Annotated in this window: 10 protein-coding genes and 1 pseudogene; 3 read left to right on the forward strand and 8 right to left on the reverse strand. The window is 63.4% G+C overall.

Going from position 1 to position 13,331, the window contains the following annotated elements; genetic code table 11:
* Nucleotides 1-25: 25 nt before the first annotated feature.
* From betA to betI, 4 genes are read right to left on the reverse strand one after another with little or no spacing between them, the layout of a single operon-like run.
* The gene (gene betA, locus OHD62_RS29905) at nt 26-1,678 is read right to left on the reverse strand and encodes a choline dehydrogenase (RefSeq protein ID WP_263790536.1); all 1,653 of its coding nucleotides are present in this window, start codon (nt 1,676-1,678) and stop codon (nt 26-28) included.
* Between the two features lie 3 nt (nt 1,679-1,681).
* On the reverse strand, nt 1,682-2,689 hold the full coding sequence (locus OHD62_RS29910) for a threonine/serine dehydratase (protein WP_263790538.1): 1,008 nt from the start codon (nt 2,687-2,689) through the stop codon (nt 1,682-1,684).
* Nucleotides 2,686-4,215, reverse strand: coding sequence for a choline-sulfatase (gene betC / locus OHD62_RS29915; RefSeq protein ID WP_263790539.1), 1,530 nt, complete (start codon nt 4,213-4,215; stop codon nt 2,686-2,688). The genes OHD62_RS29910 and betC overlap by 4 nt, the downstream gene beginning before the upstream one ends.
* On the reverse strand, nt 4,212-4,802 hold the full coding sequence (gene betI, locus OHD62_RS29920; protein ID WP_263790540.1) for a choline-responsive transcriptional repressor BetI: 591 nt from the start codon (nt 4,800-4,802) through the stop codon (nt 4,212-4,214). The genes betC and betI overlap by 4 nt, the downstream gene beginning before the upstream one ends.
* 227 nt (nt 4,803-5,029) lie before the next feature.
* Here betI and OHD62_RS29925 point away from each other — a divergent pair, with 227 nt between their 5' ends.
* Nucleotides 5,030-6,196 (forward strand): acetyl-CoA acetyltransferase, encoded by a 1,167-nt coding sequence (locus OHD62_RS29925; RefSeq protein ID WP_263790542.1) that lies wholly within the window; start codon nt 5,030-5,032, stop codon nt 6,194-6,196.
* 28 nt (nt 6,197-6,224) lie between these two features.
* On the forward strand, nt 6,225-7,229 hold the full coding sequence (locus tag OHD62_RS29930; RefSeq protein ID WP_263790543.1) for an asparaginase: 1,005 nt from the start codon (nt 6,225-6,227) through the stop codon (nt 7,227-7,229).
* Here the strand turns inward: OHD62_RS29930 and OHD62_RS29935 are convergent.
* Nucleotides 7,222-8,598, reverse strand: a complete 1,377-nt coding sequence (locus OHD62_RS29935; protein ID WP_263790544.1) for a TIGR03808 family TAT-translocated repetitive protein — start codon at nt 8,596-8,598, stop codon at nt 7,222-7,224. The two genes, OHD62_RS29930 and OHD62_RS29935, sit on opposite strands and share 8 nt — an antisense overlap.
* A gap of 109 nt (nt 8,599-8,707) precedes the next feature.
* Between OHD62_RS29935 and greA the strand changes: the two genes are divergently transcribed.
* Entirely contained in the window at nt 8,708-9,181 is a 474-nt protein-coding gene (greA, locus tag OHD62_RS29940; protein WP_263790546.1) for a transcription elongation factor GreA, read from the forward strand.
* A gap of 34 nt (nt 9,182-9,215) precedes the next feature.
* Here greA and OHD62_RS29945 read toward each other — a convergent pair.
* The 3 genes and pseudogenes from OHD62_RS29945 to OHD62_RS29955 all read right to left on the reverse strand — a co-directional run bounded on the left by OHD62_RS29945 (nt 9,216) and on the right by OHD62_RS29955 (nt 13,053).
* A pseudogene (locus OHD62_RS29945) lies at nt 9,216-9,432 on the reverse strand (AbrB/MazE/SpoVT family DNA-binding domain-containing protein).
* Between the two features lie 61 nt (nt 9,433-9,493).
* Nucleotides 9,494-11,617, reverse strand: coding sequence for a methylmalonyl-CoA mutase (gene scpA, locus OHD62_RS29950; RefSeq protein ID WP_263790547.1), 2,124 nt, complete (start codon nt 11,615-11,617; stop codon nt 9,494-9,496).
* Nucleotides 11,614-13,053, reverse strand: coding sequence for a methylmalonyl-CoA mutase subunit beta (locus OHD62_RS29955; protein WP_263790548.1), 1,440 nt, complete (start codon nt 13,051-13,053; stop codon nt 11,614-11,616). Before OHD62_RS29955 ends, scpA begins: the two co-directional genes overlap by 4 nt.
* Between the last annotated feature and the right edge of the window lie 278 nt (nt 13,054-13,331).

Raw genomic sequence — 13,331 nt, forward strand, 5'->3', positions numbered from 1 at the left:
GCAGGGCAACCCTCCCGACAATGGCCTATCTGTCCGATGCCTGCCAGCGCGGATTGATCCATGGCTCCTGGTTGGACGGCGCCAGCGGCGTGCGGCCAAGGATGTGGTCGGCGGCCTTCTCGCCGGTCATGATCGACGGCGCGTTGAGATTGCCGTTGGTCACGCGCGGGAAGATCGAGGAGTCGGCGACCCGCAGCCCGTCGACGCCGATGACGCGGCATTCCGGATCGACGACGCTCATCGGGTCATCGTTGCGGCCCATCCTGCAGGTACCGCAAGGATGGTAGGCGCTTTCAGCGTGGTCCCTGATGAAGGCGTCGAGATCGTCGTCCGACTGGACATGCGAGCCAGGCGAGATTTCCTTGCCGCGATACGCATCGAATGCCTTTTGGCCGAAGATCTCGCGCGTTAGCCTTATGCAGTGGCGGAACTCCGTCCAGTCGTCCGGATGCGACATATAGTTGAAGCGGATCACCGGCTTCGACAGGGGATCGGGTGAGCGCAGCGTCACCGAGCCGCGCGACTTCGACCGCATCGGCCCGACATGCGCCTGGAAACCATGTGCCTTGGCTGCCGCCTTGCCGTCATAGCGGACCGCCGCCGGGATGAAATGGTACTGGATATCGGGGTAGTCGACGCCGGCCTGTGAACGCACGAAGGCCGCTGCCTCGAAATGGTTGGTCGCGCCAAGGCCGGATTTGAAGAACAGCCATTGCGCGCCGATCAGTGCCTTGGAGAACGGGTTCAGCACCGAATTCAGCGTGATCGGTTTGGTCGATTCCTGCTGGATGTAGAGCTCCATATGGTCCTGCAAGTTGCGGCCGACGCCGGGCCGGTCGGCCACCATCTGGATGCCATTTTCCCTGAGATGCGCGGCTGGGCCGATGCCGGACAGCATCAGGATCTTGGGCGAATTGATCGAGGACGCGGCAATGATCACTTCGCGGCGCGCCTTGATGATCTGGACCTGCCTGCGAGACTCGATCTCTACGCCGGTGGCGCGTTGATTCTCGATGATCACCCGCCGCGCGAAGCCTTTGACGAGACTCACATTTTTACGCCTGAGCGCCGGCCTGAGATAGGCACTCGCCGCCGACCAGCGGCGGCCACCATGGATAGTCTGCTCCATCGGCCCAAAACCTTCCTGCTTTGCGCCATTATAGTCGTCGGTCAGCTCGAAGCCGGCCTGGCGGCCCGCCTCGACGAAGGCGCCGTAGAGCGGATTGCTGCGCGAGCCGCGCCGTACATGCAGCGGACCGCTTTTGCCGCGCCAGCCATCCTCGCCGCCATTCGCGTTTTCCATGCGCTTGAAATAGGGAAGCACATCGGCAAAGCCCCAGCCCGTCGCTCCCTCCTCGGCCCAATGGTCGAAGTCGCGCGCATGTCCCCGCACATAGACCATGCCGTTGATCGAGGACGAGCCGCCGATGACCTTGCCGCGCGGCGTCGCCAGCACGCGGCCGCCAAGATGCGGCTCCGGCTCGCTGGCAAAGCCCCAGTCGTAGAGGCTCATATTGAGCGGGATCGACAGTGCCGACGGCATCTGGATCAGCGGCCCGATGTCGCTGCCGCCAAATTCGACGACGATCACCGAATGCTTGCCGTCCTCCGACAGCCGGTAGGCCATGGCCGAACCGGCCGAGCCGGAGCCGATGATGACGAAATCTGCTTCAAGCATGGTTCATATGCGCCCGTGGTTCATATGCGCAATGAAATCGGCGAGCGAGACATTGCCGCCGGTCGCCACGACGAGCACGGTCTTGCCGCTCACATCCACCTTGCCGCCGAGCAGCGCCGCCAGCGATGCCGCGCCCGAGGGTTCGAGCACCAGCTTCATCCGTTCGAAGGCGATCCGCATGGCTTGCCGCACGGAGGCATCGTCGACGGTGATGCCGCGAACGCCGGCAGCCCTGACCGCCGCGAACGGCGCGTCGCCGGGCTTGCGCGCCATCAGCCCGTCGCAGATCGATTTCGGCCCGATCGGCATGGTCTCGATCGCGCCATGCGCCAGCGACGAACCCATGCCGTTGAAACCTTCCGGCTCGACGCCGATGATCTCGGTTGCCGGCGACAGATAGTGGAAGGCGAGCGAAACGCCGCCGATCAGCCCGCCGCCGCCGACCGCGCAGAACAGCAAATCGGCGCTGGCATTCCTGGCATCGAGCTGCTCGAGGGCTTCCAGCCCGGCACCGGCCTGGCCGGCCACAATCTCCGGATCGTCGAATGGATGCAGCAGCGTGAGGTCCTCGGTCTCGGCGATTTCGCGTGCCTTGGCGGCGGCAACCTCCTCACGCGCGCGGTCGCCATGGTCGGTCAGCACGACGCGCGCGCCATAGCCGGCCGTTGCGTCGCGCTTGGCGGCGGGCGCGTCGATCGGCATGACGATGGTGGCGGGAATGCCGAGCGCCTGTCCGGCGGCCGCCAGCCCTTGCGCGAAATTGCCGGAGGAATAGGCGACGACACCCTTCCTGGCCTCATCAGGCGAAAGCCGTTTCAGCCGCCAATAGGCGCCGCGCACCTTGAACGATCCGGCCCATTGCAGCGACTCCGGCTTGACGAAGACACGGGCCGCGCCCGTTTCGCGAGCAAGAGCCGCCGACTCCAACAGCGGCGTGATCTGCGTCGCCTTCGAAGTGACGGCATAGGCCTGTTTGAGATGATCGAGGGAGGGGACAAGATTTGTCATCATTCGCCTCGCGGATACCTTTTGCTCTCTTCGAGATTGTCGAGGTTCATGTGGTTGCGCATGTAGCGCTCCGACGCCTTCTGCAGCGGCTGGAAATCCCAGGGGTAATAGGCGCCGTTGCGCAACGCCGGATAGACGACCCAGCGGCGCGCCTGGCTCTCGCGCACGGCGGCGTCGAAGCCGGCCATGTCCCAGCGCGCCCGGACCTTGTTCATGAACGCCGCCACCAGGCCGGCATTGGCCGGGTCGTCGGCCAAATTGTCCCGCTCGAGCGGATCGGCTTCGAGATCGAACAACTGCGGCGGGTCGAGTTCGCAATGGACGAACTTGTATTTGCCATCGCGAAGCGCAACCAGCGGCGCGTAGGAGCCTTCGGCGGCATACTCGATCAACACAGGCGCTGTGCGCTGCCCGCCCTTGGCAAGCGGCAGCAGCGACTGGCCGTCGGTCCACGGTGCGATCGCGCTCATGTCGATGCCGGCGAGGTCGCAAAGCGTCGGCGTCACATCGAGATTGGAAACCGGGGCCTCGATCAATCCTGCTGATACGCCCTTGCCGGCGATCATCAGCGGCACCCGCACCGAGCCTTCGAAGAAGCTCATCTTGAACCACAGGCCGCGTTCACCGAGCATGTCGCCATGGTCCGAGCAGAACAGGACGACCGTGTCGTCGTCCATGCGCGTGCGCTTGAGGACATTCAGCAACTCGCCGAGCTTGTCGTCGACATAGGAGATATTGGCGAAATAGCCGCGCCGGGAACGTCGCACTTGCTCACGGGTGATCTCGAAAGCGGGATAGTCGCTGGCGCGGTACAGCCGCTGCGAATGCACATCCTGTTCGTCATGCGCGATGAACCCGGTTTCCGGATCAAGCGTCTGGCAATGTTCGTAGAGGTCCCAGTACTGCTTGCGCGCGACATAGGGATCGTGCGGGTGTGACAGCGAAACGGTGAGACACCAGGGCCGTTTGCTCGCATCGTCCTGCTCCCGCGAAAGCTGGTAGAGCTTCTGCGTGGCCAGGAACACGACCTCGTCGTCATACTCCATCTGGTTGGTGGTCTCGGCGACGCCGGCGCCGGTCACCGAACCCAGATTGTGATACCACCAGTCGATACGTTCGCCGGGCTTGCGGTAATCCGGCGTCCAGCCGAAATCGGCCGGATAGATGTCGGTGGTCAGCCGCTCCTCGAAGCCATGCAACTGGTCCGGCCCGACGAAATGCATCTTGCCCGACAGGCAGGTGTAGTAGCCAGCGGCGCGCAGATGATGGGCAAAGGTCGGGATCGACGAGACGAATTCGGCGGCATTGTCATAGACCCCGGTGCGCGACGGCAACTGCCCGCTCATGAACGAGGCGCGGCCCGGCGCGCAGAGCGGCGAGGCGGTGTAGTTGTTGGCAAAGCGCGCCGAGCGGGCAGCCAGCGCCTTAAGATGCGGCACATGCAGGAAGTCCGCCGGTCCGTCCGGGAACAGCGTTCCGTTGAGCTGATCGACCATGACGATCAGGAAATTGGGTTTCTTGCGTGTCACTGCGTCTGCCGCCGGCTGAGTTTCGTTTCGAGATAGTCCTCGACCAGCGCGATCGCGGTCGCGGCATCTGGCACGCCGTCCTTCAGCGCGCGCCTGATATAGAGCCCATCGATCAGCGCCGCCGTCGCCTCGGCGACGCGGTCGGCCTCGTTTCTCGGCAGGATGCCGGTCAGCCCGCTCATCAGGTTCGAGTGCAGCCGCCTTGCATAGACCCTGAGTAGTCGGCGCAGCGCCGAAGATTTCTGCGCCTCGACATAGAAGGCAAGCCAGGCGGCGATGGTTTCCGGCTGGAACTGGAGGTCGGAGAAGTTGACGGCGACCACCGCCGAAACACGCTCGCGGGGGGTGCTGGTCGAGCCCAGGACTCGCAAAGTGTCGGTGGTCAGCTCGGCCAGGATGTGCCGCATCGTCGCCAGCAAAAGCTCGTCCTTGGCGCCGAAATAGTGATGGGCAAGTGCCGAGGAGACGCCGGCGCGTCCGGCGATCTCGGACATGGTCACGTCAAGCGAGCCGCGCTCGCCGATCGCCGAGATCGTCGCATCGATAAGCGCCTTGCGGCGCAACGGTTCCATTCCGACTTTCGGCATTTGTTGTTCCAGTCTCAGCGGCCAAGTTATTTTTTATTGACGGATCAATCAACAAAAATCCAATCCGATTTTCATGCCGAAGGTCGAGCGCCAAGATCGAACCCGAAGATCAAACGATTGTGTGTTGCTGGCCCTTCACGCGGTCTGGAAAACGGTTCATAGTTGAACAATATGAGAAGCTAACGCCGCGATATGAAATACCAGGCTCGCGGAGAATGGAGATCGCCATGACAGCATGCATTGTCGGCTGGGCGCATTCGCGCTTCGGCAAGCTCGAAGGCGAGACGCTGGAGGGCTTGATCACCAAGGTGGCGGTCGAGGCGCTCGACCATGCCGGCATCGGCCCGGACGACGTCGACGAGATCGTGCTCGGTCATTTCAACGCCGGCTTTTCCGCGCAGGATTTCACCGCCAGCCTGGTGCTCCAGGCCGACGACCGGCTACGCTTCAAGCCGGCGACGCGGGTCGAGAACGCTTGCGCCACCGGTTCGGCGGCAGTCAGGCAAGGCATCCGCGCCATCGATGCCAATGCCGCCCGCATCGTCCTGGTGGTCGGCGCCGAGCAGATGACGACGACGCCCGGTCCCGAGATCGGCAAGAACCTGCTCAAGGCCTCCTATCTGCCCGAGGATGGCAACACGCCGGCGGGCTTCGCCGGTGTCTTCGGCAAGATCGCTCAAGGCTATTTCCAGCGCTATGGCGATCAGTCGGACGCGCTCGCCATGATCGCCGCCAAGAACCACAAGAACGGCGTCGACAATCCCTACGCGCAGATGCGCAAGGATTTCGGCTACGAGTTCTGCCGCCAGGAGAGCGAGAAGAACCCCTTCGTCGCCGGTCCCCTGAAGCGCACCGATTGCTCGCTGGTTTCGGACGGCGCCGCCGCCCTTGTCCTTGCCGACACCGCGACGGCGCTGAAGATGCGCCGCGCCGTCGCCTTCCGCGCCAACCAGCATGTGCAGGATTTCCTGCCGATGTCGAAGCGCGACATCCTCGCCTTCGAAGGCTGCGAGCAGGCCTGGAGCCAGGCACTGAAGCAGGCCGGCGTGACCCTCGACGATCTATCCTTCGTCGAGACGCATGACTGTTTCACCATCGCCGAACTGATCGAATACGAGGCGATGGGGCTGGCCAAGCCAGGTGAGGGGGCGAAGCTCGCCATGAGCGGCGAGACGGCGAAGGACGGCCGGCTGCCGGTCAATCCCTCCGGCGGGTTGAAGGCCAAGGGTCACCCGATCGGCGCTACCGGCGTGTCGATGCATGTGCTGAGCGCCATGCAACTCACCGGCGAGGCCGGCGGCATCCAGGTGCCTGGCGCAAAACTCGGCGGCATCTTCAACATGGGTGGCGCCGCGGTCGCCAACTACGTTTCCATTCTCGATCGGATCAGATAAAACCGGCCCCGCATTTCACGGGGAATTCATGACAAATCCGGTTCTGGTCGAGGTTCTGCGCGGCGCCATAGTCGAGAGCGCCCATCGTGGCGCCATAGCTGTTTTCGACGCCGACAATAGGCCGGTCTGGGAGGTCGGCGACACCACACGTCCGGTGTTCCCGCGCTCGGCGGTCAAGGCGATCCAGGCACTGCCGCTGGTCGAAAGCGGCACCGCGGATACCTATGGCTTCGGCAACCGCGAACTGGCGCTTGCCTGCGCTTCCCACTCCGGCGAGCCGGCGCATGTCGAACTGGCGCGGTCCATGCTGGCCAGGGCAGGGTTGGACCAAACGGCGCTGGAATGCGGCGCGCACTGGCCGTCGAACCATCAGGCGGAGATTGCGCTTGCCCGCGCTGGCGGCTTGCCAAACTCATTGCACAACAACTGCTCCGGCAAGCACTCCGGCTTCCTCTGTACCTGCGTACACTCGGGCATTGCCCATGGCGGCTACGTCAGGGCGGATCACGCCTTGCAGGAGATGGTGCGCGACGCAATGCAGGCGGCGACGGGCGCTGCCCATGGCGCCGGCGAGCGAGCGATCGACGGCTGCTCGATCCCGACCTACGCGGTGCCGCTCAGGAGCTTCGCCCTCGGCTTTGCCCGCATGGCGACTGGGACCGGTTTTGGCCCTGAACGAGCGAAGGCTGCGAAGCGGCTTTTGTCCGCCTGTATGGCTGAGCCATTCTTTGTTGCCGGCACCGGTCGCGCCGACCTTGCGCTGATGGAGGCTGCTCCTGGGCGGATTTTCGTAAAGGGCGGAGCCGAGGGGGTCTGTTGCGCAGCACTCCCCGAACTTGGCTTCGGCATCGCGCTCAAATGCGATGATGGCGCTGGCCGTGCGGTTGAATCCATTGTCGCCGCGGTCATTGCCAGGCTCCTGCGCACGGATGAGGCCCTGGCGGCGAAGCTGATCGAACTGGCAAACGCGCCCATCGAAAGCCGGGTTGGCGCCAAAGTGGGTTCGCTCCGGCCGACAGTTGCCTTCAGCTGACGTGATTGCGCTCGACGGTCAGATGCGCATAGCCGGCATTGCCTGATGAGGCGAGGTCGCCGGTCACCGGCTCGGCCCAGCGCTGGCCGATGATCGCGCCGTTCTGCGTGCCATCGATGACGTTGTCGGAAATGACGGCCGTACCGGCACCCTCGACCACGCTGACGACGATGCCGGTTCCGGCCTTGCGGATGATGTTTCCCGTGGCGACCACATTGCGCATATACGGCCCCCAGCCGATCTGCATGCCGTAGAGCGGCGCATTCTCGACGACATTGCCCGACACCGTCGTGTCGGCTTCGACGCTGATGCCGACGCCGAAGCCGGGTGGGTCGGCAGGGTAGGGGCCGCTGATCGAGAGATTGCGCACGATATTGCCCTGGCAGACCCCCATGCGGCCGCCTTCGTTGAAATTGACGATCGAGATGCCATTGGCGGCGCCGTCGACGATGTTGTTGCCAATGATCGCGCCTTCGAAGGAGAACTCGGAATAGAGCGCCGTTTCGCCCGATCGCGAGCAGGTGTTGCCGGTCATCTGCAGATTGCTGGCGCTGTTGGCGCGGATCGCCGAAAACGCGCAGTCCGAGACAATATTGCCCGAAATGACGACATTGCCCGCACGGAAGGCATTGATGCCGTTGCCGTTCTGGCCGGTTCCGCCGCTGCGCGCCTGGATCCGTTCGACGCGGTTGCCGCTGACGATGGTGCCATCCTCAGCCGCTTGCCAGCGGTGTACAAGGATGCCGCCATTGCCGCAATCGGAAACGCTGTTGCTTGAGATCTCCAGGCCGCCGGCCTCGACCGAATAGATGCCGGCATCGGCCGCGCCCGATATGTCCGAGCGCTCGATGCGGCCGCAGGCATGTTCGAGCGACAGGCCGTGCTTGCCGCTGCCTGATATCTGGCAATTGTCGACGACGAGGTGGCCGACGCGGCGAAGATCGAGCAGGCCTTGCGCATAGTCGCCCATCCAGCGGTTGCTGCCGTCGAACACCAGCCCGCTAAATTCGATATGCTCGGCCTGCTCGGCCATGAAAAGATGGCCATTGCCGCCATAGACGATCCGCGATGCGCCCGGCACGCCGGACAGCCTGACACGGCTGGGCAGCGAAAGGTTTGATACCACATAGATGCCCGGCGGCAGGAACACCGGCATGTCGCGGTCGTTGGCGTGGCGCAGCAGCTTGGCGAAGGCCTTGCTCTGGTCGTCGAGCACGCCGGGCTGCACGCCAAGGTCGGCAGCGCTGATCGAGCCGCGCATCGAGGCATTTTCGATACCGGGCAGGGCGGTCGCGACCGCCTGGTCGAGCGAGAGGCCTAAGACGGCAAAGCCGGCGGTTCCCGTGAGAAACTTTCGTCTGTTCAACATCGGCACAGATTCCCTGGAATTCTGCCCTGTGTCGCAGGAATCGTGCCAGCCCCGGTGGCCTTGCTGGCAATGGCTTGTGAAGTTGCAGCTACGCGCCTAAGTTCGACGGATGAGCAGAGCCTTCACGCGCGAAGAGGACAGCGAAAACGCCATCGCCGGCATCGGCGAGCGGCCGATCAGCACGCACCGCAATCTGGTGACGGAGCGCGGCCTGGCGCAGATCGAGGAAAATCTGGCCGAACTGCGCGACATACTGGCCAAAGCCGAGAGGCGGGCCGACCGCGAACGCATCGCGGTCGTCTCGCGAGACCTGCGCTACTGGACCGCGCGGCGTGAAAGCGCCGAACTTTCCGTTCCTGAGCCGGGCAGCGACCTAGTTCGCTTTGGCATGGGCGTCACGCTGGAAGGCGATGACGGCAGGAAGGTCCACTGGAAGATCGTCGGTGAGGACGAGGCCGACCCGGCCAAGGGGAGCATCTCGCATGTCTCGCCGATGGCCATGGCCTTGTTCGGCAAGAAAGTTGGTGACGTGGCGAGCGTCAACGGCAAGGAATGGGAAATCGTCAAGCTCTCGGAAAGCTAGAGCGTCTCACATCTAGTGCGGTAAGTGGCGCGGATCATTCGGCGAGCTTCTTAAGCCCGACTTTATATTTGTCCATGACCTCACGGGCAGCCTTTATCTGACGCTCGAAGCTGTTGGCCACGGGTCTGAGAGTAATGCCACCGTCGGTTTCGATAATTTGGAGCTGATCGCCCACCCGTAGATTCGTCAAGAAGCTCCCTCGGCACGATTACGCCTTCAGAATCGCCGATCTTGTGGATGGTCGTCTTCAAGGTGCTGCATCCCTGTTGCAACGCTGATTGTAGCGCAGCTTGTTCAGCGATGCAGCAGTGTTTAACCGGCGGCCATCAGCCGATCCATCAGCCGTTCCGCCGCTTCCGGAATGACCGTGCCAGGCGGGAAGATTTCCGCAGCACCCGCCTTGAGCACCGCGTCGTAATCCTGTGGCGGGATGACGCCGCCGGCGACGACCAGCATGTCGTTGCGACCGAGCTTCTTCAGCGCACCCTTGAGTTCGGGAATGAGCGTCAGATGTCCCGCCGCCAGTGACGAGGCGCCGATAATGTGCACGTCATGCTCGACCGCGAGTTTGGCAATCTCTTCCGGCGTCTGGAACATGGCTCCGACGGTGACGTCGAAGCCGAGATCGGCAAAGGCCGTAGCAATGACCTTCTGGCCGCGATCGTGGCCGTCCTGTCCCATCTTGGCGACGAGGATGCGCGGTTTGCCGCCTGACTTCTCCTCGAACGCCACGATCTTGTCTTGCAGCCGGTCGACCACCGGATTGTCGCCAAGCGCCTTGCGATAGACGCCGGAGATCGTCTGTACCGACGCGACATGGCGACCGAACACCTTTTCCAGCGCCAGCGAAATCTCACCGACCGTGGCGTTGGCGCGGGCGGCGCGGATGGCGAATTCGAGCAGGTTTTCGCCACCCGCGGCGGCCCGGCTCAGCGCATCCAGCGCGCTCTCGACCGCGCCGACGTCGCGCGTGCCTTTCAGCCTTTGCAGCTTCGACAATTGCCGGGCTTTGACCTCGGCATTGTCGATCTTCAGCACGTCGACCTCGATGTCCGTCTGCGGGCGATGCGCGTTGACGCCGACCAGGATCTGCTCGCCCGAATCGATGCGCGCCTGAGTGCGGGCGGCAGCCTCTTCGATGCGCAGCTTCGGGATGCCCTTTTCGGTCGCGGCGGCCATGCCGCCAAGGCTCTCGACCTCCTCGATATGGGCGAGCGCGCGCGCCGCCAGATCGTGCGTCAACCGCTCGACATAGGCCGAGCCACCCCACGGGTCGATGATGCGGGTTGTGCCGGATTCCTTCTGCAGGATGAGCTGCGTGTTGCGGGCGATGCGAGCCGAATGGTCGGTCGGCAGCGCCATAGCCTCGTCGAAGGAGTTGGTGTGCAGCGATTGCGTATGGCCTTGAGTCGCGGCCATCGCCTCGATCATGGTGCGGGTGATGTTGTTATAGGGATCCTGCGCCGTCAGCGACCAGCCCGACGTCTGGCAATGGGTGCGCAACGACAGCGAGCGCTCATCCTTCGGCAGGAAGTTCTTCAGCATCAGGCTCGACCACAAAAGCCTTGCTGCCCTGAGCTTGGCCACTTCCATGAAGAAGTTCATGCCGATCGCCCAGAAGAACGAAAGCCGCGGCGCGAAACGGTCGATATCGAGACCGGCGGCGACTCCGGCGCGGGCATACTCGATGCCGTCGGCGATCGTATAGGCGAGTTCCAGGTCGGCCGTCGCTCCGGCCTCCTGCATGTGGTAGCCGGAGATCGAGATCGAATTGAATTTCGGCATGTGCCGGGACGTGTAGGAAAAAATATCCGACACGATCCGCATCGAAGGCTTGGGTGGATAGATGTAGGTGTTGCGCACCATGAACTCTTTCAGAATGTCGTTCTGAATGGTGCCTGCGAGATTCTTCTGCGCAACCCCCTGTTCCTCGGCTGCCACGATATAGAGCGCCATGATCGGCAGCACTGCGCCGTTCATCGTCATCGAAACGGTCATCTCGTCGAGGGGGATGCCGTCGAAGAGCTGGCGCATGTCGAGGATGGAATCGATGGCGACGCCGGCCATGCCCACATCGCCTGCGACGCGCGGATGGTCGCTGTCGTACCCGCGATGCGTGGCGAGATCGAAGGCGATCGACAGTCCCTTCTGGCCGGCGGCAAGGTTGCGCCGGTAGAAGGCGTTCGATTCCTCCGCCGTCGAGAAGCCGGCATACTGCCGGATCGTCCAGGGCTGCTGGACATACATGGTCGGGTAGGGACCGCGCACAAAGGGCGGCAGGCCCGGATAGGTGTCGAGATTAGGCAGTCCCTTGAGATCGCCCTGGTTATACAGGTGCTTGACGCTCAGGCCTTCCGGCGTCAGCCGCTGGCCTTTGATCTCGATCGGTGCGCGGCGCGGCGCCGACCAGCCGACCTTGCTGAAATCCGGGATCATGACGCTACTCCGATCGCCTGATCGATCCGGATCGGAAACAGCGGCTCGCAGACCGCCACGCTTTCGGTCAGCGCTTGCCGCCTCTCGGCCGCCAGCGTTTCGACCGCACGTTCGCCTTTTGATGGGTAAAGGGTCGTGCCGATGATGGCGCGTTCGCCCGCCTGATAGGCAGCGTTGCGGCGGGCCGAGGCCGCTTGGATCCGCTTCTGGATGTGCCCTTGCTGGAGGCTGGACAGCACGCCGCCTTCCGCCTCGATCCGCTGGAACTCTTCCCAGGCCGCTTCACAGAGCTCCGCGGTGAGCGCCTCGACGGCGCCCGAACCGCAAGCAGGATCGGCGACATGATCGATATGGCTTTCATTGGCCATGATCAGTTGCGCATTGCGGGCGACGCGGCGGGCAAAGCCGGCCGGCAAACCATGCGTGATCGTGTGCGGCAGGATGGAGATCGAATCCGCGCCGCCGGCCGCTGCCGCAAAACCGGCAATCGCAGTGCGCAGGATATTCGTCTCCGGGTCCGCGGTCGTCATCATGCGGAAGGACGTTTCGGCATGGATATTGGCTGTGGACGCGGGGATCGAGCAGGCCTCCTGAACCCGCGCCCACAGCCGGCGCAGCGCCCTGATCTTTGCCATCGACACGAACTGGTCCTGGTCGACGCTCAGCGCAAAGCCAATATGGGGCGCTGCATAGACAAGCGGCTGGCGGGCCTCCTCGAACATCCTGAGATAGGAGACCGCCGAAGCCATCATCGTGCCCAGCTCCTGCGCCTCGGTGGCGCCGGCATTGTGGAAGACGCGTCCATCCGCTTCCAGCAGAACCCCTGGCACCCCCATCGAGAAAAAATGCGCCAAGGATTGCGGCATCGAAGCCTTCAAGGCCTCGATCGACATGCGCAGCCGGCCGGTTCCGGCAAAGATCGCCGCCGGATCGATGCCGAAGGACAGATTGAGCTTTGCCGGGTCGGACCGGCGCCTGGTCAGGAACGCCACCAGCCAGTCGGCCACGGCGCGGCTCCAGGGATGGGCATCGATACGAACCTGGACGCGGTTGAGCGGCACGCCGTCGAGCACCGTCTCCAGCGCCTTGGCTGTCCTTGGCAGGCCATAGCCGAATGCATTCGGCGCGCCCTCAAAAACCAGCGACAATCCGGTGGCGCCTTGCGCGACGTCTTCCAGTGCCTGGCTTCTGGCGCGGTCGATATCTGGATCGTCGATACGCTGGCTTACGATCCATGGCGATCTGGGGTTTGCCCGCACGAGAGGCTCTGCTGCCGCGCGATCGTAAAGCGGTTCAATACGAATATCGTCGTCGGTATGGGATACGAGCTTTTCCTCGAAGGATCCGCCGGCCAGCGCCTTTTCCGCCAGAGCCAGCCATCGCTGCCGCTCGGCGTTTGGAAGTTCGGCATCGTGGATCAATGCACCGGCGCCCATCCGCTCTCCTCGTCTACAGCGCCGCGCGTCCTCTGGACGCGCAAAGGACGCCGTAGCACGTTTGATCTTGCGCATGATCCCAGCGAAAATCGATCCCGATTTTAGGGGTCATGCGCTTGTCGGCCGCATCGGCCTGTAACGCCAGTCTACGGTTCCCGGTCCCATATCACAATGCGACACGCGTTCTGTGACGGCGAACCGTCAACCGATTGCCAAACATGCACAAAATCCGCAAGCTCCAAAAATCCAATTTCGACCATGGCCCCAATTTCAACCAT

Source organism: Mesorhizobium sp. YC-39 (assembly GCF_025753795.1).
In the GTDB taxonomy this organism is placed as follows: domain Bacteria; phylum Pseudomonadota; class Alphaproteobacteria; order Rhizobiales; family Rhizobiaceae; genus Mesorhizobium.